At 62.5% G+C, this 22,044-nt stretch carries 20 protein-coding genes, 1 tRNA gene and 1 riboswitch; of the genes, 7 read left to right on the top strand and 14 right to left on the bottom strand.

From position 1 onward, the window contains the following. The first annotated feature begins 43 nt into the window (after window positions 1-43). The 4 genes from alsS (at window position 44) to ACBR42_RS06465 (ending at window position 5,946) form a co-directional block, all read left to right on the top strand. The gene (gene alsS, locus ACBR42_RS06480; protein WP_102325468.1) at window positions 44-1,735 is read left to right on the top strand and encodes an acetolactate synthase AlsS; all 1,692 of its coding nucleotides are present in this window, start codon (window positions 44-46) and stop codon (window positions 1,733-1,735) included. 196 nt (window positions 1,736-1,931) lie between these two features. Continuing rightward, window positions 1,932-3,665, top strand: a complete 1,734-nt coding sequence (dld, locus tag ACBR42_RS06475) for a D-lactate dehydrogenase (protein ID WP_102325469.1) — start codon at window positions 1,932-1,934, stop codon at window positions 3,663-3,665. An 83-nt stretch (window positions 3,666-3,748) separates the two neighbouring features. Continuing rightward, window positions 3,749-5,443 (top strand): alpha-keto acid decarboxylase family protein, encoded by a 1,695-nt coding sequence (locus tag ACBR42_RS06470; protein WP_371207521.1) that lies wholly within the window; start codon window positions 3,749-3,751, stop codon window positions 5,441-5,443. Window positions 5,444-5,529: 86 nt separating this feature from the next. Continuing rightward, window positions 5,530-5,946 (top strand): NUDIX domain-containing protein, encoded by a 417-nt coding sequence (locus ACBR42_RS06465; protein ID WP_371207520.1) that lies wholly within the window; start codon window positions 5,530-5,532, stop codon window positions 5,944-5,946. Window positions 5,947-6,006: 60 nt separating this feature from the next. Here ACBR42_RS06465 and ACBR42_RS06460 read toward each other — a convergent pair whose 3' ends face one another. From ACBR42_RS06460 to ACBR42_RS06450, 3 genes are all read right to left on the bottom strand, one after another. After that, entirely contained in the window at window positions 6,007-6,192 is a 186-nt protein-coding gene (locus ACBR42_RS06460) for a hypothetical protein (protein WP_102325472.1), read from the bottom strand. A gap of 211 nt (window positions 6,193-6,403) precedes the next feature. Further along, window positions 6,404-7,381, bottom strand: a complete 978-nt coding sequence (locus ACBR42_RS06455) for a phosphotransferase enzyme family protein (protein WP_371207519.1) — start codon at window positions 7,379-7,381, stop codon at window positions 6,404-6,406. 45 nt (window positions 7,382-7,426) lie between these two features. After that, entirely contained in the window at window positions 7,427-8,905 is a 1,479-nt protein-coding gene (locus tag ACBR42_RS06450) for a carbohydrate porin (protein WP_102325474.1), read from the bottom strand. Window positions 8,906-9,158: 253 nt separating this feature from the next. Between ACBR42_RS06450 and moaB the strand changes: the two genes are divergently transcribed. Both moaB and ACBR42_RS06440 read left to right on the top strand, forming a co-directional pair. Next, window positions 9,159-9,722, top strand: a complete 564-nt coding sequence (gene moaB, locus ACBR42_RS06445; RefSeq protein WP_102325475.1) for a molybdenum cofactor biosynthesis protein B — start codon at window positions 9,159-9,161, stop codon at window positions 9,720-9,722. A gap of 16 nt (window positions 9,723-9,738) precedes the next feature. Continuing rightward, a complete protein-coding gene (locus ACBR42_RS06440) occupies window positions 9,739-10,314 on the top strand; it encodes a DJ-1/PfpI family protein (RefSeq protein ID WP_110547078.1) in 576 nt (191 codons plus the stop codon). Window positions 10,315-10,359: 45 nt separating this feature from the next. Here ACBR42_RS06440 and folE read toward each other — a convergent pair whose 3' ends face one another. From folE to metZ, 3 genes are all read right to left on the bottom strand, one after another. Further along, a complete protein-coding gene (folE, locus tag ACBR42_RS06435) occupies window positions 10,360-10,965 on the bottom strand; it encodes a GTP cyclohydrolase I FolE (RefSeq protein ID WP_102325477.1) in 606 nt (201 codons plus the stop codon). Window positions 10,966-11,025: 60 nt separating this feature from the next. After that, window positions 11,026-11,436, bottom strand: a complete 411-nt coding sequence (gene apaG, locus ACBR42_RS06430) for a Co2+/Mg2+ efflux protein ApaG (RefSeq protein WP_102325478.1) — start codon at window positions 11,434-11,436, stop codon at window positions 11,026-11,028. An 86-nt stretch (window positions 11,437-11,522) separates the two neighbouring features. Then, window positions 11,523-12,725: an O-succinylhomoserine sulfhydrylase gene (gene metZ, locus ACBR42_RS06425; protein ID WP_118962767.1), complete on the bottom strand. Its 1,203-nt coding sequence runs from the start codon at window positions 12,723-12,725 to the stop codon at window positions 11,523-11,525. Between the two features lie 129 nt (window positions 12,726-12,854). Continuing rightward, window positions 12,855-12,935, bottom strand: a riboswitch (SAM riboswitch). A gap of 116 nt (window positions 12,936-13,051) precedes the next feature. Here metZ and ACBR42_RS06420 point away from each other — a divergent pair. Continuing rightward, window positions 13,052-13,125, top strand: a tRNA-Gly gene (locus ACBR42_RS06420). Window positions 13,126-13,160: 35 nt separating this feature from the next. On the opposite strand, the gene ACBR42_RS06415 is transcribed toward ACBR42_RS06420, so the two are convergent. The 8 genes from ACBR42_RS06415 to ACBR42_RS06380 form a co-directional block, all read right to left on the bottom strand. Next, window positions 13,161-13,643, bottom strand: a complete 483-nt coding sequence (locus tag ACBR42_RS06415) for a hypothetical protein (protein WP_257997658.1) — start codon at window positions 13,641-13,643, stop codon at window positions 13,161-13,163. Between the two features lie 106 nt (window positions 13,644-13,749). Next, window positions 13,750-14,427, bottom strand: a complete 678-nt coding sequence (locus tag ACBR42_RS06410) for a membrane integrity-associated transporter subunit PqiC (RefSeq protein ID WP_110547005.1) — start codon at window positions 14,425-14,427, stop codon at window positions 13,750-13,752. After that, entirely contained in the window at window positions 14,424-15,377 is a 954-nt protein-coding gene (locus ACBR42_RS06405) for an MlaD family protein (protein WP_257997659.1), read from the bottom strand. Before ACBR42_RS06405 ends, ACBR42_RS06410 begins: the two co-directional genes overlap by 4 nt. Before the next feature lie 5 nt (window positions 15,378-15,382). Next, window positions 15,383-16,186 (bottom strand): ABC transporter ATP-binding protein, encoded by an 804-nt coding sequence (locus tag ACBR42_RS06400; RefSeq protein ID WP_371207518.1) that lies wholly within the window; start codon window positions 16,184-16,186, stop codon window positions 15,383-15,385. A 5-nt stretch (window positions 16,187-16,191) separates the two neighbouring features. Next, window positions 16,192-17,328 carry an ABC transporter permease gene (locus ACBR42_RS06395; protein WP_371207517.1) on the bottom strand — a complete coding sequence of 379 codons (1,137 nt, stop codon included), beginning with the start codon at window positions 17,326-17,328 and terminating at the stop codon, window positions 16,192-16,194. A 223-nt stretch (window positions 17,329-17,551) separates the two neighbouring features. After that, entirely contained in the window at window positions 17,552-18,610 is a 1,059-nt protein-coding gene (locus ACBR42_RS06390; protein ID WP_371207516.1) for a hypothetical protein, read from the bottom strand. Then, a complete protein-coding gene (locus tag ACBR42_RS06385; RefSeq protein ID WP_102325485.1) occupies window positions 18,607-19,341 on the bottom strand; it encodes a 2OG-Fe dioxygenase family protein in 735 nt (244 codons plus the stop codon). The genes ACBR42_RS06390 and ACBR42_RS06385 overlap by 4 nt, the downstream gene beginning before the upstream one ends. Continuing rightward, window positions 19,334-21,925, bottom strand: a complete 2,592-nt coding sequence (locus ACBR42_RS06380) for a mechanosensitive ion channel domain-containing protein (protein ID WP_371207515.1) — start codon at window positions 21,923-21,925, stop codon at window positions 19,334-19,336. The genes ACBR42_RS06385 and ACBR42_RS06380 overlap by 8 nt, the downstream gene beginning before the upstream one ends. Window positions 21,926-22,044: the final 119 nt, after the last annotated feature.

Raw genomic sequence — 22,044 nt, 5'->3', positions numbered from 1 at the left:
GCGCGCGCAGGGCTGCGGCGCCAACGGTTCAGGATACCATATCATGACTGACAAGACCCAGTCGCCCGCGCCACAGTGCGGGGCGGACATGATCGTGCGCAATCTGGTTGCGCACGGCACCACCCATGTATTCGGCATTCCGGGCGCGAAGGTGGACCGGCTGTTCGACGCACTGGTCGACTCGCCCATCGAAACGGTGGTGACCCGTCATGAACAGAACGCCGCCTTCATCGCGGGCGGCATCGGGCGGCTGACTGGCAAGGCAGGCGTTGCGATCGCCACATCCGGCCCTGGCGCATCCAACTTCGTGACGGGTCTGGCCACCGCCAATTCCGAAGGCGACCCGGTGCTGGCCATTGGCGGCGCGGTCAAGCTGGCCGACCGGCTGAAGCTGACCCACCAGAGCATGGACACCGTCGCCCTGTTCCAGCCGATCACCAAATACAGCGCGGAAATCACGTCCCCCGCCGCCGTGTCGGAAGTGATGGCCAACGCCCTGCGCTTTGCCGAAAGTGGCCGCCCGGGTGCTGCCTTCGTCAGTACGCCCATGGATATCCTGTCCATGCCGGCACAGGGCAATGTTCTGGCCGGGCGCAAGCTGCCCACGCCGGGCGCCGCCCCTGTCGAGGCGGTGAACGAGGCGCTGGCGCTGGTGCGCAAGGCCCAGCGCCCGGTCATCCTGCTTGGCCTGTTGGCCAGCCGTCCCGACGTGTCCGACGCGGTGCGCGCGCTGGTGGCGACGACAGGCGCGCCGGTTATCGGCACCTATCAGGCTGCCGGGGCGGTATCGCAGGAACTGTCCGACCGTTTCGGTGGCCGCGTGGGCCTGTTCCGCAACCAGCCGGGCGACCAGTTGCTGCATGAGGCCGATCTGGTCATTTCCATCGGCTACAACCCGATCGAATACGATCCGTGGCTGTGGAATGTCGATAATGGGCGCAAGATCGTGCATGTCGATGTAGTGGCCGCCGAACTCGATACCCATTACGACCCGGCGGTTGAACTGGTTGGCGATATCGCCGCATCCGTCCGCGCCCTTGCAGCCCAGGCGGGCAGGCTGCCGCGTGCCCCCCAGCTTGAAACGATTCTGGCGCAGTATCATGCCACGCGCCTGTCCGCGCTGTCTGGCGCGCGCAGCACGAGCAACACGGCGGTCCATCCGCTACAGATCGTGCGTGAACTGGAACAGTTCATCACCCCCGATGTCACGATGTGTCTGGACATGGGCACCTTCCACATCTGGCTGGCGCGTTACCTGCTGTCCTTCCGCGCGCGTCAGATGCTGATCAGCAACGGCCAGCAGACCATGGGCGTCGGCCTGCCGTGGGGCATTGCCGCAAGTCTGGTCAACCCGGCGCAGAAGGTGATTTCCATATCCGGCGATGGCGGGTTCATGATGTCGTGCATGGAGCTGGAAACGGCGGTGCGGCTGAAGTGCAACCTCATTCACATGGTCTGGGTCGATCAGGCCTACAACATGGTGGAAATGCAGGAAAAGAAGAAGTACGGTCGTGGTTCCGGTGTGGAATTCGGCCCCATCGACTTCGCCATGTTCGCCCGTTCCTGCGGGGCGAAGGGTATTGCCGTCCAGTCAGCCGATGGCGTGGCGGGCGCACTGCGCGAAGCTATGGAAGCCGAAGGGCCGGTGGTGATCTCGGTTCCGGTCGATTATTCGCAGAATCACCTGCTCATGAAGCCGCTGGCCACACTGGGTGAAACATCGGCGGCGGCGTAAGGACGTCCTGCCACAAAATCCGGTCTGCAACAGCCCGAACGGGCGGCGGGCCGGTCTGTCCGGGCATATGACATGAGCATTTTATGCGTAAGTGCCATCATGCGGAACATGCCAGACTGACAGCCACATACCATGAACGTGCCTGATCCGTTAAAGCAGGCTGACGTTTTGTACATGGTATCTAGGAAAACGAAGAATGCTGGAAATGGCACAGGACATGTCATCGCTTGCGGGCGTGGATCTGGTTACGGAACTCAAGGATATCGTCGGTCATCACCATGTGCTGACCGAGGACGGGGCCACGCTGCCCTACCGTCGTGGATTCCGCTTCGGGGAAGGGCGGGCGCTTGCGGTTGTCATGCCCGGTTCGCTGGTGGAACAGTGGCGCGTGCTTCAGGCCTGCGTACAGGCTGGCGTCATCGTTATCATGCAGGCGGCCAATACCGGCCTGACCGGTGGTTCCACCCCCGATGGCAACACCTATGACCGTGACATCGTGATCGTGCACAGCATGCGCATGCGTACGATCCACCTGATCGGCGATGGTAGACAGGTCGTCTGCCTGCCCGGCGCCACGCTGGACCAGCTTGAGAACATGCTCGCCCCCATTGGGCGCGAGCCGCATTCCGTTATCGGATCGTCCTGTATCGGGGCATCGGTTTTCGGTGGCGTCAGCAACAATTCGGGTGGCGCGCTGGTCCGCCGCGGCCCGGCCTATACCGACATGGCGCTGTTCGCGCAGGTGTCCGAAACGGGGCGGCTGCAACTGGTCAACCATCTGGGCATCGAACTGGGCGATGATCCCGAGGACATCCTGCGCCGGGTGGAGGAAGGCAACTTTCCCGAATCCAGCATCAACTGGCAGGCCGGGCGCGGGCATGACGATGATTACGCCCGGCATGTGCGTGAAGTGGATGCCGATACCCCGGCCCGCTACAACGCTGATCTGCGCCGCCTGCACGAAGGGTCGGGCTGTGCGGGCAAGCTGGGGCTGTTCGCTGTCCGCCTTGATACGTTCGAGGCCGAGAAGAACCCGGTTGTTTTCTATATCGGCACCAACGCGACGGACGTGCTGGAAGATGTGCGCCGCCACATCCTGTCCTCCTTCACGGAACTGCCGATCGCGGGGGAATACCTGCATCGCGACGCATTCAACATTGCCGAGAAGTATGGCAAGGACACCTTCGTCATCATCCGGATGATCGGCACGAAGCGCCTGCCGGCCATGTTTGCCATGAAGAATGCGTTCGACCGGATTGCTGATCGCTTCAGCTTCCTGCCAAAGCATTTCAGTGACCGCGCCATGCAGTTCATGAGCCGTTTCTTTCCGCAGCACCTGCCTGCGCGGATGCGCGACTACCGTGACCGGTTTGAACATCACCTGATGCTCAAGGTCAGCGCATCAGGCGCGCAGGAAGCGCGTGATTTCCTGAAAAGCCATTTCGCGACGCATGAAGGGGACTTTTTCGAATGTACCCCCGATGAAGGTTCCAAGGCGTTCCTGCACCGCTTTGCCGCCGCTGGCGCCGCGATCCGTTATCGCAATGTCCATACCGACACGACCGAGAACATCGTGGCCCTTGACGTGGCGCTGCGCCGGAACGACCGGGAATGGTTCGAGGTGCTGCCCAAGGACATCGAGGACGAAATCATCGTCAAACTGTATTATGGTCATTACCTGTGCCACGTGATGCATCAGGATTACGTGGTGCGCAAAGGCTATGACTGCATGGCGCTGGAACACCGGATGCTGCCGCTGCTGGACAGGCGTGGCGCACGCTATCCGGCGGAACATAATTTCGGCCATCTTTATGCAGCGCCTGACGATGTGCTGGCCCATTACCGCCAGCTTGATCCATGCAACTGTTTCAATCCCGGTATCGGTCAGGCCACCAAGCGCCGGAACTGGGTTGCCGAAAGTCTGGGCTAGTTCTGCCGTCCTTTCGGCATGTGTTCCCCACCCAACGGGGACGGGCGCGCATGCGCCCGCACAAGGGAAGGAAAGTCTGAATAATGACATATACAGTCGGCCATTATCTTGGTGAACGTCTGACACAGATCGGGCTTAAGGATCATTTTGCAGTGGCGGGGGACTACAACCTCGTCCTGCTGGACCAGCTTCTGGAAATCGACGGCCTGAAACAGGTCTATTGCTGTAACGAACTCAATTGCGGCTTCAGCGCCGAAGGCTATGCCCGCGCAAACGGGGCTGCGGCGGCGGTCGTGACCTTCAGCGTGGGCGCGCTGTCCGCGCTGAACGCCATTGGGGGCGCCTATGCCGAAAACCTGCCTGTCATCCTGATTTCGGGCGCGCCCAATTCCAACGACCATGGCAGCGGGCACATCCTGCACCACACCATCGGCACGCCCGATTACGGCTACCAGCTTGAAATCGCCAAACGGCTGACCTGCGCCGCCGTTTCCATCACCTGCGCCGAGGATGCGCCGGTCCTGATCGACCATGCGCTGCGCACCGCCCTGCGCGAAAAGAAGCCCGCCTATATCGAGATCGCGTGCAATATCGCCCCGCAGCCCTGCTCACGTCCCGGCCCGGTGGGCGCCATTCTGGCCGATGCCCCGTCCGATGCGGATACCCTGCGTCTGGCGGTGGATGAACTGGCCAGCTTCATCGCGGCCCGCAAGAAGCCTGTCATGCTGATCGGCAGCCGCCTGCGCGCCGCAGGGTGCGAGGATGCGGCCATCCGTCTGGCCGATGCGCTGGGCTGCGCCGTGGCGACCATGGCCGCCGCCAAGAGCTTCTTCCCCGAAGATCATGCAGGCTATGTCGGCACGTACTGGGGCGATGTCAGCAGCCCCAAGGCGCAGCAGATATTCGACTGGTCCGATGGCATCCTGTGCCTTGCGCCGGTTTTCAACGACTATTCCACCGTGGGCTGGACGGCGTGGCCGAAGGGCGAGAATGTCGCGCTGATGGATGGCCGCCATATTGCCGCCGGGGGCAAGGCATTTGATGGAATTCATCTGCGTGGCGTGATCGATGCCCTGATCGAACGGCTGAAAGGCCAGCCGAAAAAGGATGCGACACTGGTTGAATACCGTCGCATCCACACCCCGGCCGGACAGGCTGCACCTGCCGCCCCCACCGCGCCGCTGGTCCGTGCGGAAATGGCGCGTCAGATCCAGAACCTGCTGACGCCCGATACCACGGTCATCGCGGAAACCGGCGATTCGTGGTTCAACGCCATCCAGATGAAGCTGCCACGTGGCGCGCGCGTGGAACTGGAAATGCAGTGGGGCCATATCGGCTGGTCGGTGCCGGCCACGTTCGGTTACGCGGTGGCGGAACCGGAACGCCGGATCATTGCGATGATTGGCGATGGGTCCTTCCAGCTCACCGCGCAGGAAGTGGCACAGATGGTCCGGCTCAAGCTGCCGGTCATCATTTTCCTGATCAATAACCGCGGCTACACCATCGAAGTGCAGATTCATGATGGCCCGTACAACAACATCAAGAACTGGGACTATGCGGGGCTTATGTCCGTATTCAACGCGGAGGATGGCCACGGCAAGGGTTTCCGCGCCACCACCGGGGCGGAAATGGAAAAGGCGATTGCGGCCGCTCTTGAGAACCGGGAAGGTCCAACCCTGATCGAATGTGTGATTGACCGTGATGACTGCACCAGCGACCTGATTTCGTGGGGGCGGCGTGTAGCCACCGCCAATGCCCGCCCGCCCGCAGCGCGCTAGGCGGCAGGGAATTTCAGGTTTCAGGGGGTGCTTTCGGGCACCCCCTGTCGTATGGGGGCACGCGATCTTTACGGGAGAGGCAGGACATGGCGAACACGACCGGACCGCGCGTAGGCTGTGGCGCGGCGATTATCGACAGTGATGGCCGTATCCTCCTGCTACGCCGCCTGCGGGGGCTGGAAGCGGGATGCTGGGGCCTGCCGGGTGGAAAAGTTGATTCCTATGAGACGACAGCCCATGCGGCTGAACGCGAAATTCATGAGGAACTGGGCATAACCATACAGGCGCGCGACCTGCTGTGCCTGGTGGAGGAAATGGACGCCATCGGTGGCCATCACTGGGTTTCCCCGGTTTATCTGGTCACGTCATGGCAGGGGGAGCCGGCCCTGATGGAGCCGGAAAAGCATGAAGGGCCACAATGGTTCGCGCCCGACTGCCTGCCGGACGATCTTACGACGCCAACCCGGCAGGCGCTGGCCGCCCTGCGGCAGCGATCAGCCTGAACGATGCGGCGGGAGCCTGTCTGATTGTGGTCGTGAGTGGGGCATAAACCCCTGCCGGGATCAGGACGGTTCGACAGTCCGGTCCAGTTTGCGGGCGTAATCGCGCAGCGCACGGCGATGACGGGAATAGATCATGCGTGTGGTCTGCGACCGGATCGGGAGTTCATCCGCTGCCATGGGCAGGGCCGTGGCCGGAACGGGCGCCGTTGCGGGGGACGGGGCGGTTGTGTTGATTGCAGGGGTCATTGCTGCTTTTCCGCTAGGTGCCAAGGACAGGTCGTGCTCCGGCTGGATGGCTGTTAACCGAACGACACATTACATAGCGGTCATATATGTTGGAAATAGGGCATAAAAGACATAGCGGGTCCAAAAAGAATTTCTTCATATAAATTTAAATTTATATCGCGCGTTCAGCATCATGGCCGGGCGGACGGATGCGGGATTTCAGGCGCGGATTTCAGCCAATATGGCGCAGGAACCGGCCATCCGCCCATGCACGGCACAGACCAAGCGTGCGCGGGAACCAATCGGTGCCAAGGCTTTCGACCTGCCGGGTATGCCGATGGGTGCCGGTCCATGCCAGAAGCTGGATTCGCCGCTGGATGATCAGGGCGGGCAGGATATCCAGATCGGCCTGATCCATATGCCCTGCTGTCGCATACCCGCGCAGCCAGTGATCGATCCAGCGGGGAACCTGCGGGTGATCTTCATGGAAACTCAGGGCGGCTGCCAGATCCTGCATGAACCAGCTTATGCCGCAGTCATCAAAGTCGATCAGGCGCGTCCGGTCATCACTGACAAGCAGGTTCGCCAGCCGCAGGTCGGCATGGATCAGCCCGAATCGCTGCTCCGGCTGGCCGTAATCGTCCAGTTGCGCATTGATGCGTATCAGGCAGTCCGCAATCAGTTCGCGTGCTGCATCCGTCATGCCCGGAACGTCCTCCCACTGGCCCCACAGGGCATGGGGGCCGGTCATGGTGTCCGGTGTCCATATTTTGCGGATGAACCCCTGTGGCCGCACCCAGCGTCGGCTGTGGTCATGCAGCCGGGCGGTGATGCGGCCCAGACGGGTAAAGGCTGCGGGATCAATATCGGGTGTGGGTTCGGTCCCATCCATCCAGGCGAACATGACAGCATGGCGGACAGTATCATCGGGCATAGGCAGCGTACGGATACGCGCGCCATCGGTCCCCGGCACCGGCACCGGTACTTCCACCCCGGAATCGCGCAGGGCATCCAGCCACGCCAGTTCACTGTTGATTTCAGTGACGCTGTGGTAGCCGGGACGGTGCAGGCGCAGCGCATAGCGTTGCCCCGTAGCCGTATCGACACGGAACATGACGTTTTCGGAAATGGAAAGCAGGCTGGCCTGCGCATCGGGCAGGCCATAATGCGCCAGTGCGGCATGGGCCAGCAGGGGGAGGGAATCGGTCATGATCCGCCTCCCATACCGCGCGTCGTCGTGGGGATGAAGACCGTTTTACAGGATGCAGTTGAACTGCAGGCCCATCACCGCCGCATCATGATACGTGGTCGTGCCGCCGGGGCGGTTGATATACTGGAAATCCGGCTGGAAGCTCATGCCGCGCGCGGTGTGAATGTTGTAGAAAAGCTCGTAAACATTCTCATGCGTCTGGATGCCCCACGCCTTGCCCCACTGGTTGGTAAGGAACGGCGTCCCCGCAAGGATCGAGGATTCCTGCTGCAGCACCGAAGCCCGGCTCATTTCGAAATAATGGAACATCGCGCCCAGCGTATCGAGGGGACGGCCCCACCGCGCACCGGTTTCCACGATGCCGGCCCAGGTATGGTCCTTCATCGCCGAGATCTTGCCCGAAGTATACATGTAGCCCGCCAGCGCGATCAGGCCGTTGGTGGGGCCCGCGCCATTGCGCATGATCATCTGGTCGGCCTGGAACCATGCCGTGCTGACACCGGACTGCTTGCGGAAGGGCAGGCCCGTCAGGACGGCGGAGTGGCCGTTAATATCCGAATACAGGTCATTGTACTGCGAGTTGTCATAGCCGTAACCCGCCTTGTAGTGACCGGCGAGGTGGTTGCGGCCGAATTCGGGCAGCCAGCCGATTTCCACCGGGGTGGAGAACTTGCCAAGGCCGCTCTGCGCCCATGACCAGCCCGAAATGCCGCCGTTATAGGCATGGGGTGAAACCGCGAACATACCGGCCATGATGTAGGTATCGACCGTGGGCATGACGCGCATCACCACACCAAGGTTGCCCGAAGGCCAGTCACGCCCGCCCGGCACGTATTTGCCCGGCGCGGGGTTGCCGCATATCGATACGTTCATGAAGTCACAGTACAGGGGGGAAGCGGCGAAGAAGCTGCCCACCGGAATCCAGCCCGCGCTGATATCCAGCCGGTTATGGAACAGCGCCTGTTCGGCATACATGTAGACAAGATGGGCGACCACGTTACCACGGGCACCATAGATCTGCTGCACGCCCGCAAGGGAATCGTGGATGTAGTCGGTACTGTCGTTACGGCCATGGCCGTTCACGATCATGGTATGCGTCCAGAAATTCTTCGGGCCACCCGCCAGTTTGTTCCAGTCGATGTCAATTTCCACACCAACCTGTCCCGCATCCGTCACGCCCTGCTTGGCGCCGCCGCGGAAGTTGCCTGCCAGTTCCTCATGAACGTCGGCTTCAATATGCACGCCATGGCGCAGCAGGAAGGGCTGCAGCCCCGCCCACTCACCAAAAAAATGCTGGTTGCCGTAGGGCGCGCTGAAAAACTGCCCCGGGTCCTGTACGGAAACATTCCGTCGGGAATTGACGTTCAGGCTGGGCTGGGAGCCCACGACGCCCTGACCTTCACCCGCGATGGCCTGCGCCCGTGCGGGCGCGCTCAGGGTGAAAAGCGCCAGAAGAAACAGGGGGAACGGTATTAAAAAGCGGGTAAATGTTCTGATCATCCGCACATCGATAGCATATTTCATGCCTATTATAAACCTTGGGAGGGGAATTATGAAAAAACTAAAGGTATGTAAAATAATCGTAAAGAGGATTTTTTTGTTATAGCAATATATTGATACAGTGCTTCGCTAATCTTTGTTATATCTTTTTGTGCAACGCACAAATACATCGTAAGTTTACGCTTCTTCTCACATATTACTGATTTCTTTATATCCAGCAGGCCCCGGGCGTTCCGGACCGTTGACGTCTGGCTGTCGGAATGGTGAACATGGCCGCATGTCGCGCCTTGATATGAAAAGACCCTTCCTGCCGGTCCGCATCGCGGTCCTGACGGTATCCGATACCCGCACACCGGAAACGGACCGCTCGGGCGATATCCTTGCCAGCCGCATTGCCGGTGCCGGGCATATCGTGGCCGCACGCGCCATCGTGCCCGATGATGCGCGCCAGATCGCGGCCACCCTGTCTGGCTGGATCGCGGATGAGCAGGTTGATGTCGTCATCTCGACCGGCGGCACCGGTGTAACCGGGCGCGATGTCACCCCCGAAGCGTTCGGGCAGGTGATCGAGAAGCGTATCGAAGGGTTCGGTGAACTGTTCCGCATGCTGTCTTACCAGAAGATCGGCACGTCCACGATCCAGTCCCGTGCGCTGGCCGGGGTGGCGGGGGGAACCTACCTGTTCGCGCTGCCCGGTTCGTCCGGCGCGGTGAAGGACGGGTGGGACGATATTCTCGTCTGGCAGCTCGACAGTCGCCATGTGCCCTGCAACTTCGTGGAACTCATGCCCCGCCTGCGCGAACATCTTGCCCCCGGCCCGGATGCTGGACACGGGCACTGAAGGAAAGAAACGGATAATGGCCACACCCAGACTGCTGCTTCTCGCTGGCGATTATGTCGAGGATTATGAGGTCATGGTGCCGTTTCAGGCGCTGACCATGCTGGGCTACCAGGTGGATGCGGTCTGTCCGGGCCGCAGCCGGGGCGAGCATGTCCTGACCGCCATTCACGATTTCGAAGGCGCGCAGACCTACAGCGAAAAGCCGGGCCACCGCTTTGCCCTGACCGCCAGTTTCGATGAAATCCGCCATCAGGATTATGCCGGGCTGGTGCTGCCCGGCGGGCGGGCGCCCGAATACCTGCGGCTGGACGCGCGGGTGATCGAACTGGTCCGCGCCTTTGCCGACAGGCCGATCGCCGCCATCTGCCATGCGGGTCAGTTGCTGGCTGCCGCGCGCATCATTTCGGGCCGCAAGGTGTCGGCCTATCCCGCCTGCCGCCCGGAAGTGGAACTGGCGGATGGCGTTTACGCCGATATCGCCATGGACGCGGCGATAACGGATGGCAGGCTGGTGACCGCCCCCGCATGGCCTGCCCATCCCGCATGGCTTGCGCAGTTCATCGCCGTGCTTGGGGCGAAGGTCACGCTCTGAACCGTCTGCCGGGGCGCGTCATGTGCGTCCCCGGCGCTGTCATGTTCAGATGCCGCTGCTGTTCATGGGCGGACGGTTCAGGATCGACAGGAATTCCCGCCTTGTGTCCGAATTGCTGCGGAAGGTGCCCAGCATGCGGCTTGTCACCATCGACACGCCGGGACGATGCACGCCGCGTGTGGTCATGCACTGGTGCGATGCCTCAATGACCACGCCCACACCGTAGGGCTGGAGTTCTTCGTTGATGGTGTTGGCGATCTGGGCCGTCAGGCGTTCCTGGATCTGGAAACGCCGGGCATAGGCATCGACCACGCGGGCCAGCTTGGAAATCCCGACAACGCGCTTGCGCGGCAGATAGGCCACATGCGCCACGCCGATGATCGGCACCATATGATGTTCGCAATGGCTTTCCACGCGGATATCGCGCAGCAGGACCATTTCGTCATAATCCTCCACTTCGGAAAAGGTCCGGCGCAGCAGGTCGACGGGGTCTTCGGCATAACCGCAGAAGAATTCGTCATATGATTTTATGACCCGCTCGGGTGTATCGCGCAGGCCTTCGCGGTCGGGGTCTTCACCAGCCCAGCGCAGCAGGGTGCGTACGGCTTCTTCTGCATCCGTGCGGGAGGGGCGGGAATCGATGGCGTTCATTATGTGGGTTCTTGTTGCATGGGCGCGTCCCTTGGGAATGCGCGGCAGAGGGGGAATTTGCTAGTGCAGGATGGTCGGGTGGTGCGGGCTGTCCAGACTGAACACGGGTATGGTGACATCGAAATGCTGCCGGCTGGCCGGGCAGATCATGTGGTAAGTGCCCCCCATGAAGCCCGTGGGCGTTTCAAGGGCGGCACCTGACATGTATTCGAAACTGGCGCTGGCGTCGATAAGCGGCTGTTCGCCTACCACGCCATCACCATCCACCCGCTCGATCCGGCCCTGTCCATCCACGATGCGCCAGCTTCGCCGCAGGAGCTGGACCGTTTCCGTACCCTGATTTTCGATACGGATGCGGTAGGCCCAGACATAGCGGTGTTCATCGGGTTCCGACTGGTCATCAAGCCAGAAGGTCTGGACCACCACGCGCACATTGTCGGTCGTCGCCTCGAAACAGGGGGCGTTGTCCATTGTCTCGCCCAGCGGGGACTCCGCTCCTTCCCCACCGGGGGGAGGGAAAGGCCTGTTCTTGCTCATGGAGGGGAACTCCTCGGGGGTTAGCGGTTTGCCAGCGCCGCAATGCCGCGCTTGAGGTCGTCAATCAGGTCGTCGGCATCTTCCAGCCCGACGGAAAAGCGGATCGCGCCATCGGTAATGCCAAGGCGGGCACGTTCTTCGGGGGCCAGCTTCATATGTGTGGTCGTGGCCGGGTGCGTGACAAGGGAGCGCGCATCGCCAAGGTTGTTGGAAATCGAGATGACGCGCAGGGCGTTCATGAAGGCGAAGGCTTCTTCCTTGCCGCCTTCGACCTCGAACGCGACCAGCGTGGAACCGGCGGACATCTGCTTTTGCGCCAGTTCATACTGCGGGTGATCCTTGCGACCCGGATAGAACACGCGCGCGATGCCCGGTGCGTCCGCCAGGAAGTCGGCCACCTTTGCCGCATTCTGTGTCATGGCGTTCACGCGCAGGGCAAGTGTCTCGATGCTCTTGAGCATGACCCAGGCGTTGAAGGGGGACAGGCTGTTGCCGGTATTGCGGGTGAAGGGGCGCAGCACCTCGTCAATCCACTTGGCATTACCCAGAACCGCGCCACCCAGCACGCGGCCCTGACCGTCGATATGCTTGGTGCATGAATACACGACCACGTCCGCACCCAGTTCCAGCGGCTTCTGGTACAGCGGGGTGGCGAAAACGTTATCCACCACCACGATGGCGCCCGCCTTGTGGGCAAGATCGCAGATCATGCGGATATCAAGCACATCCAGCATCGGGTTGGACGGGCTTTCCAGCAGCACGGCGCTGGTGGGCCTGGACAGCGCATCCTTCCACGCGGCCAGATCGCCGCCATCGACAAACACCGTCTCCACGCCGTAGCGGGGCAGCAGTTCGGCTACGATCCAGTGGCACGAACCGAACAGGGCGCGCGACGCGACGACCCGGTCACCGGAACGCACCTGCGCCAGCAGCGCGGAGGAGACGGCCCCCATGCCCGTGGCGGTCAGCACGCAGGATTCCGCGCCTTCAAGGTCGCACAGGCGGCGTTCAAGGTTGGATACGGTCGGGTTGCCGAAACGCGAATACTGGTAATGCGAGACATCGCCGGTAAATGTGCCTTCCGCCTGTTCGGCGTTGTCGTACACAAAGCCGGAGGTCAGGAACATCGCCTCGCTGGTTTCACCGTAGGGGGTGCGTTCAAGGCCCGCATTGATCAGGCGCGTTGCCGGGCGGAGGGTTCTGGGATCAGGCTGGTCAGTCATGACGGATGTGAATTCCTGCAAACAGGGTGGTCTGGATATGCGGACCACGACCCGTGCGCACGGGTCATGTGCGCCAAGTCAGGCCCGCAAGGGCGGTTCACGACCGTGGAAACCATGATACCCGCGCCCTGCCGACGGGATCAGGCCTCTTTAGCGCGTATGTTTTACCTCGCCGCAAGCCGGCCATATCAAATCACGAGGGCCCGGCACATGGCGCGCCGGACATTGATGCTTATTGCGGATCAGGGCCGGGTGCGTCAACTGCTGCCCGTGCTGCATGGGGGTGATTGCATCTGCCATGCTTGTGCAGTATAGAAAGCCCGCATGCGGGTGTAGTTCAATGGTAGAACGGCAGCTTCCCAAGCTGCATACGAGGGTTCGATTCCCTTCACCCGCTCCATTTTCCCTGAAAAATCCGGCGATCCTGATGCACCCTTACGGGGCTGTGGTGGCCTGCGTGTCCGTATAGGTCGTGCCATTCCAGACCCAGCGGTCCGTACCATCGACCAGCAGGTCGTGCATGCCGTCATGGGTCTGGGGCGTTATGACGACCGGACCGCTTACGGAATCCAGAACCCGTGTCCAGTTGCGCCGGGCATCGGGCAGGTAAACCGATGTGGAACAGCCCGCCGATCCGCACAGGCTGACGGATTGCACCTGCACGAACAGCGCCGTGCGCGACGGGTCATCGGACAGTTGTCCCGATCCGGTCAGCAGCACCGGGCGTTCGCCATGTGTGGTGGCGGTATGCAGGTCTTCCACCATCAGCCTGCGGGCCTGACGGTCCAGTTCCGTGCCGGGATGCTGCGCCAGGATGACAGGCGCGCCAGCCGCACGCGCCATGCCCGGCGCTGTTGTCAGCAGTATGGATGCGACGAGCCCGCCTGCAAGCGGTGAAATGGAAAAGGCACGCGGCATGGGGGAAACCCTCCCTTGGTTACATAAGGTTATGCACCCAATGCCCCGTGCGGGGGAAGGTTTCAGCCGTGTTCGGGGCACGAAAACCGTCCCCGTTGCCGATGGATCAGTGTCGGCCGTGCTGATGTCCGGCGGGGGTGGAGGCTTCCCCGGTGGGCCAGCTCGCCTCGATCCGGTTGCTCAGTTCGTTGAGCAGGTTTTCCGTCACCCCGGCGATATTGGCGTTCCCGCTGGTATTGCCGTCCGTGACGATGACGGTGCGGTTGCGCAGGATGTTGGCGCGCGAATCCTCCGGAATGATGGCCCAGTCCGCATTGAGCGCGGATTTGCCATCCCGGCTGACATCAAGGCGGCTGATATTGAGCTGAAGCCGCCACGTGGGGCGGTCCGGCTGCGGCTGGTCGGTTACGAACATGTCCGGCCATTTCTGGGCAAGGCGGGCGGTAATCAGGTCTGTCGCGCCCACCGACAGTCGGCTGGCCCACCGGCCCAGCCCGCTACGCACGATTTCATGCCCGTCGCGGACCATGATGTCCTGACTGTCCAGATAATCCGGCAGGCGGGCGCGCTCGACTTCGATGACCGGGGTTGCGCCGGTGATCGGCTGACTGGTCGTGGTGGGAGACAGCGCCCCGGTTGCGATGGCGGGCGCCCCCAGCGTGTAGAAGCGCACCGGCGCCGAGGAACAGGCCGACAGCATGAGGGCCGAAAGCAGCAGGCCGCCACCTGCCCGCAGGGCCGGATGCAGACGGGAAGGGGAGACAGCGGGCTGGCGCGATTTCATTGGTTGCGTCCCATAAGCAGAAGTTGCGGATTACTTTCGACTTCATTGGCGAATCCGCGCAGCCCGTAACCGGCTTCCATGATGTCGCGCATCGTAGCGTCAAGATTGAGCCTGTCACGCGATTGCGGGTCGGTCAGGGTGCGCAGGCTGGCAAGGGCTTCACGCGCCTGTGTCATGGTGTGGTGCGTATTGTCGATCAGGGCCTCCAGCTCCGCATGGCGGGCGGCGAACTGGTGATCATTGGCGGTTATCAGCCTGTCCATCGCATTGATGGTGCGGGCCGACTGGTTCTGTATGTCGGCCATGGCGGCGCGGATGCTGCGCACCGCGTCCTCGCTATGGGTGGATGTGGTGCGGATGCTGGCGATCATGCCCGGCAGGTCGCGGTTTATGTCCGCCGCCAGCCTGCGGATGCTCACGATCGCAGCCGCAAGATCCCCCTGAAGCCGCTTGACGGATGTCGCGACAAGCATGCTTTCCATCTGCTGCAGCGCCGTCTGGCCCATCGGTATTTCCGGCAGGTGGCTCATGCCCGGATGCATCACGGCGGGGGTGGCGGGCGACATGTCCAGATCAAGCTCGGTCTGTCCCGTCACAAGGCTGTGCAGCGCCATTTCGGCGCGCAATCCGCTGTGGACCAGTTCGGATAGCGGCGGCAGGTCGCCTCTGCCCGGCGTGTGTGCCGGATCGAACAGGATGGTCACGGGCATATAGGTCCTGTGATCGACCGGATTGACCCGGACCGACATGCTTTCGACCGCACCCACCGTCACCCCGCGCAGGTTGACGGGCGAACCGATATCCAGCCCGTTGGTCGGGCCTTCAAACACCACGATGGCCTCACTGCCACGCCCCGGCAGGGGCAGGCTGCCGCTGCCCACCAGAATGCCAAGCGCAATGGCCCCACACCCCAGTACGGCCGAGCCGATCAGCGTCTGCCTGCCGGCCATCGGGATTACCCGTTTCCGTGGGAGCTGGAACTGTCCAGCTGTTCACGGTGCATGAAGGCGTGGACCATCGGGTCGTCGCAGTGATCGCGCAGCCATGTGGGGGAGCCGTGGGCGATTGCGGTTTTCTGTTCGGCATCAAGGAAGATGCCGTCATCAGCAATGTGGAACAGGCTGGACAGTTCGTGGCTGACGATGATGATCGTGGCCCCCAGCCCGTCGCGCAGGTTCAGGATCAGGTCATCCAGCCGGGCGGAGGTGATCGGGTCAAGCCCGGCGGAAGGTTCATCAAAGAACAGGATATCCGGGTCCAGCGACATGGCGCGCGCCAGCCCGGCGCGCTTGCGCATGCCGCCGCTGAGTTCCGATGGATACTGGTCAATGGCATGCAGCATGCCAACCAGCCCCAGCTTCAGTTCCACCAGCCGGCGGATGACGGGGGCCTCCAGCTTTGTGAACATCTGCATGGGCAGGGCCACGTTCTCGCCCACCGTCATCGAACTCCACAGCGCGCCACTTTGGAACAGGACGCCAAAGCGCCGCCCGATGCGGATGCGGCTGGCGTCGTCGCCTGCCCAGTAATCGTCCTTTTCCACCTTGTACGTGCCGCCAGTGGGGCGCAGCAGGCCGATCATGCTCTTGAGCAGGGTGCTCTTGCCGCAGCCCGACCCACCCATGACGGCGAAGATACTGCCGCGCTTCACCTGGAACGACACGTCATGCTGGATCACGCGCGGGCCGAAGGCCAGCGTCAGGTCATTGACGGTAATCAGCGCCGGACGGTCGTCGGTGGAGGGCATCTGGTTATTCATGGCGCTCAGATCCCGATAACATTGGCGATGACCGCGAAGATCGCATCCAGCGCGATCACGCCCACGATGCCCACAACCACGGCCTTGGTCGCAGCAATACCCACATCAGCCGCGCTGCGCCCGGCCTTCAGCCCGATGCGGCAACTGGTCAGCCCGATGAAGGAGCCGAATACGAAGCTCTTGATGAAGCCGAAGGTGAACTGGTCCAGTGGCAGGGCGCCCAGCGTTTCGTGGAAGTAACCCAGCGGCGAGACATGCAGCATGATGTAGGACACGCAGAACCCGCCCAGCATGCCGATCAGGCAGCCATACAGGTAAAGCAGCGGCATGGTGAAGGCGAGCGCGAGAACCGAAGGCAGGATCAGGTAATTGGAAACCGGGATGCCGAATACCTGTAGCGCGTCGATTTCCTCATTACCCTGCATGGTGGAAATGCGCGCGGCATAGGCGCCGCCGGTCCGGCCCGCCATGATGATGGCGGTCATGACGGCCGACATCTCGCGCACCATGGCAATCGCAACCAGACTGGCGACATAGATGTCCGCCGCGAATTTGTGCAGTTCCACCGAACCGACAAAAGCAAGGATCGCGCCGACAAGGAAGTTCACCACCCCCACGATCAGCAGGGCCGCCGGTCCCGCCGCGTTCAGGTCGGACATGAGATCGACGGTGCGCATCATCCCGCGGCCCAGCGCGGTGGCAATGCCGCCGCGTGCGGCATCCGCCCCCATCTCGCTTACGCAGCCGACCTCGTTCAGCGTATCGAGCGTGAACTGACCCACGGCGGCAACCGGCGCGAAAGCGTGCCTGGCAGGTGGTGGCGGCTGCGGCGGATTTTCAGGCAGCAGGTCCAGCAGCTTGTGCGCGGATTCCGGCAGGGTGTCGATGCGCAGTTCCACGTGCGCCTCGCGTGCGTCGCGCATGAGTTCCCACAGGAAGGAGATCAGCGATGTATCCCATTTTCCCAGATGTTCGGTGCTGAATTCCACCGGTTCGTTAGGCGGGATATCCTTCAGGGCGGATTGGGGAAAGTCGGGCACGCGCCCGTCCTGCGCGATCCAGTCTCCTGACAGGGTGACAAGGGTCCGGTTCGCCTCGGGCTGCAGATGCCATTGTGGTGCATCATTGACGGACGTGTTCACCTGTCTCTCCAACCTCAGTGCCGCTACCGCCCCTGCCCGGTCGCGGGGACGGCGGGCGCCAGACGAATTCCGTTCCTGTCACCTGCCTGCGTCGCGCATGCGAATGGCCGGGTTCCTGTACAATCTCTAGTTCCCATACCAGATGACCCGCATGGCACAAGCCCCGCCACCGGGGAGGCTACGCGATGGCAGTGCATGGCTTTGGCGCGCATGAGGGGATGGTCTAGCGCGGGGCATCGGCGGGCAGCCTGTCCATGATGGCATCATCCGCCCGGCCGGTGCGGATGGTGGCGGCGATGTCGGTCATGAGGCGTTGCGCCACGGGAATGCGGTAATGCAGCGGGTCCCAGAAATTATCGCGGTTTTCCGTAAGTGTGCTGTCGTGGTTGAAATCCAGCGCCACCGTGTCCGGCGTCCGTGCCGCAAGGCGGCCCACCCCCAGCCTGCATGCCTGCAGCCGGGCTGCCGCAATACTGCCAGCCGTTCCGTGCAGCATGGATGATGCGGGCGGAAACCACAGGATCTTGAGGGTGGAAGCTGGCATGCGTTCGAGCATTTCCGCCAGAAGACCCATGGTGGCCGGGGGGGTATCGGCCATGCCGGGCGGGGCGGGCGTGTTGTCGGGCGGTGCCCAGCGCGCGAAGACGGCCTGCACACGGGCCGGGTCGTAATGATCGTCGGGCGGGACGAAGCTGGTATAGCCATCGGTCCCGAAACGCTGCGCTTTCAGCCCGGCCAGCCACAGGAACTGGTTCGCGGCTTCCTGCAGGGCGTAGAGACTGGCCATATGCAGGTAGCCCGTCCATGCCGGATGGCCGTACATCCATTCCGGCCACGGGCGGTTGGGAGATGTCAGGCTGCCGGGGCGTTCATGACACCATGCCGCATCAATCCCGATCATGACGATGCGCGGCCGGGGATGATGGCGCAGGAACATGTCCAGTTCCCGGGCCTGTTCCCACGGGCTGGCGCTGTTCATGGCCATGTTGAGGAAACGGGCGTCGAATGCCCGGTCCAGCAGGGCAGGCTGCATGAGGCGGCTGGTCGATGTGCCGATGACCACGGAATCGAACCGGGGGTTACGCGCCAGCGCGGGCATGGTGTAGCGCGCATTGGATGTAACGGGCACGCGCGCGAACCGGGGCGAAAGGGGCAGGGCATCCCACGGGTCAACGGTTACGATGAACAGGTAAAGTCCGCCGCCCGCCATCATGATGGTGATGAGGGCGAGCAGGCAGAACTGTCGCCACCGGCTGCCCCGCCCCGGTGGAGCAGGCGTCATTGATGGCGGAACGTCACGACCAGTACATCACGATAGGCCGGGCGCGACGGGTCCAGCGGCCGTACGGCGGTGACCCCGTGATAGACGCGGTTGTCGTTGACAATGGCCGTATCGAACGGCTGGTCGAGCATGAAGCCGCCAACCATGGTGCGTTGCAGGTCATGGATCGTCGTTTCGCCGCTCATGACGTTTTCGCGCCGGATCATGACCACCATCACCCAGTCCACACCATCGCGGTGCAGCCCTTCGGGGGTGGGCTGGCCCGGACTGTCATCCGATGCCTCGATGCGGAACTGGTGGATTTCGGTGTGCCAGATATCGGGCAGACTGGCCGGATCGCTCAGGTCGGTCACGATCCGGTGCATGAGCTGCAGGATGGCGAGAAGGGCCGGATGCGCGCCCGTTTCCGGTTCCACCGCGCGGAACCAGCGTTCGATGCCACCATTGAGTTCGTTGTAATCGCGGCTCTGGTAATGGGGCTGGTGTTTCTTGCGCTGGATGCCACCATCGCTGATGGCAAACGTGGCATGGCGACGGCGGCGGTAGCGACCGCCGTCGGCCATGTAGCGGTCCAGTCCCAGCCGGTTCCAGCTACTGGCGAAGCTGTCCCAGTCCCGCAGGCCATAATGTTCCAGCAGGGGCAGCATCTCCCCTGCCGGGACGAAGGCGTAGCCGTCCATGCGCAGGGGGGATTCCAGCCGCGTCAGCAGGGAAGTCGTGCCATCAGCCATGGGTGGAATCTTTTCCTTCCGCTCTGCTGGCGTCACTGCCGCCTTCCTTATGCGATCCATCGGCAGCCGGGGCGTCGGCCTGTTCGGGCCTGGCCGGGGCTGCGATGGCCTGTGATGCCCGCGCAATCATTTCCGGGTTTTCTTCCATGTTCATGCGCAGCGCGCCAGCAGGGCTGTTCGCCAGCAGGTTGACGGAAGTCGGGATCGGGAAGGCAACCTTTTCCTTGACCATCCGCGCTCCCAGACGGCTGTAATATTCACGGTAGACCTTCCATTTCGCGCCTGCCGCCGTGCGGATGGAACCGAGGAACTTGGCCCCGTTGCCGTCCGCCTGCTCCAGACCCAGGAATGCGAAATCCGACTTGATGAGCGGCCCATATACCGGGTCCTTGCGCAGTTTCGCCAGTTCATCCTGCAGGATCGCGCTGACGCGGTGCGGGTTTTCCGACAGGTCAAGCATGAAGCTGACCACCACAAGGTTGTAATCGCGCGATGTATTGGCGATCGACGTGACGGAGGAGAACGGAATGATATGCAGGTCCCCGTTCACCGCGCGCAGGCGCAGGGTGCGGATGGACAGATGTTCCACCGTGCCCGAAACGCTACCCGCGGTAACCCAGTCGCCCACCTGCATCGCGTTTTCCACCAGCATGAAGAAGCCGGTGATGAAGTCCTTGACCAGGCTCTGCGAACCGAAGGCGATGGCCGCACCCATGATGCCAGCACCCGTCAGCAGCGGGGTCACGTTGATGCCGATCTGCGACAGGGTGGTCACCGTCACGATGATGATGATGAAGGTCAGCAGCACCGTTCGGATGATGGGCAGAACCGTGCGCAGCCGTGTGGCGCGCGATGCCTGTTCCGATGTCTCGAAGCGGGTGATCTGGTTCTGCAGCATCGCGTTGACGACTTCCCACACCACGATGGCGATGGTGTAGGCGATCATGATCGTCAGCATCGCGCCCACGATCCGCGGGCCGAGCGTGCCATGCAGGAAGAAGCCGATGGCCGGCAGGCCCCAGGACTGCAGCAGCAGCACCACGGTCACGAATATCAGCATGATGGACAGGCTGCGGCGCGCGATCGGGTAATAATAGTCCACCCGTGCCTGCAGGCCCGGATAACGTTTTTCCGTGGCCTCGGGCACATGGAAAATCCTGTTCTGCAGGCTGAACGCCAGAACCGACAGCAGGCGGGCGGCAAGGATGACAATGATGGTCAGCGAAAGGGTGCGCAGTATCCATGTATAGCCACCGCGGATCTGCGTGGCCCAGACCAGCCACAGGGCCAGGTCAAAGAACATGGCGGGGATCCACCAGAAGCGGACCATCCGGCCCACGAACAGCCAGAACGGCTTTTCCTGAAGTCGTGAGGAAGGCTGCAGCGCCGCCCCCACATGGTAGCGGATGCGCCAGATGAAGATCGCGATAAGGATATGCTCGATCAGCACGACCGCGCGGATGATGGCTTCCGTGCCACGCGCGGGCATGGCGAACACCGTGCCCAGCGTGGACAGGCAGACCACGATGGAGGGCGCTGCGACAAGGAAGTTCCACCACCGCGTGACCATGCGTGCCGTGGCGTCCGACGCGCTGCACAGGCGGATGGTGGGGGAATGGGGAACAAACACCGTTTCCAGCAGCAGGTAGATCACGCGCGCGATGGCGTAGGCGTTCGTCAGCGTGATGGTGACCATTGCGGCCTGATGGGTGGATGTCAGCAGCGCCGAACCGGCGTAACCCACCCCGAAGAACAGTGCGACGGGCAGCAGTTTGATCAGGAAGTGCAGCAGCGAATAGGGAATGCGCGTGATGACGCGCAGCGTTTCATGCTGCTTGCGGTCGTCCTGCTTGCGGGTCTGTTCGGTTTCCTGTTCCGCCTTCGCGTCCGCGCCGGTTGCGGCGGGGGAGACGGGCTGGCTGTTTTCCTGCTGGTCTTCCGTCGTCAGGCGGCGGTTCAGGTTCGCTTCGGTCGCGACCGCGCGGGCGGTTACGGCGGCCAGTGGCTTGCGGGTCGCGATGGACAGCCCGCGTTCGGCCAGAAGGGCCAGCACGAAAATGATGCCCGCCCGGGTCAGCGCATCCAGCAGGATCTGCCGGGAATCCGCATTGGACAGGATCGAATGGACCCAGCGGCCCACAAAGGCCAGATCCTTGAACAGCGCCATGAAGTTCTGGCCCTGCTGCAACGCGATGTCGCGTATGTGGGTCAGTTCATTCATGGTCTGGGAACTGATGCTGTCGGGTTCGAGCGACACATCGGAACTGGCGGCGGGTGCCGGTGCGGCCTTGGCTGGCGCGGGTGTCGGTGCCGGTGCGGGCAGGCCCTTGGCGATCGCTTCCAGCGTGCGGGTGAACTCCTCGCGCTTTTGCGGGTCATTCATGACCGACAGAACCTGCTGCGCCTGCTGGGCGTTGATGCCCTGCGTGCTGGCGGTGGCCGGGGCTGCCTGCGGGTCCGCCGCCCTGCCTTGCGACAACCAGGGCGTGAACACCAGCATGAGAAGAGCGAGGACTGTCAGGATGCCGCCCCGTATGGCGCGGCGTGGCACGGGATGGGCTTTAGTCGCAAATTGGGCCGGCATGCCGATTGTTCACCTCCAGGAAAATAGGAAACCCGACAACAGGGCGACACTCGCCCCACCGTAACGACCATGCTGCCGCGTGTGTCGGGGCACGCGACCGGGCATCAGGTTGCCGTAAA

The sequence above is a fragment of the Komagataeibacter sp. SM21 genome, assembly GCF_041402665.1.
Taxonomy (GTDB): Bacteria; Pseudomonadota; Alphaproteobacteria; order Acetobacterales; family Acetobacteraceae; genus Komagataeibacter; species Komagataeibacter saccharivorans.
Note: the sequence above shows the minus strand (reverse complement) of the source record. Positions and strands in the feature narration are given on the sequence as shown.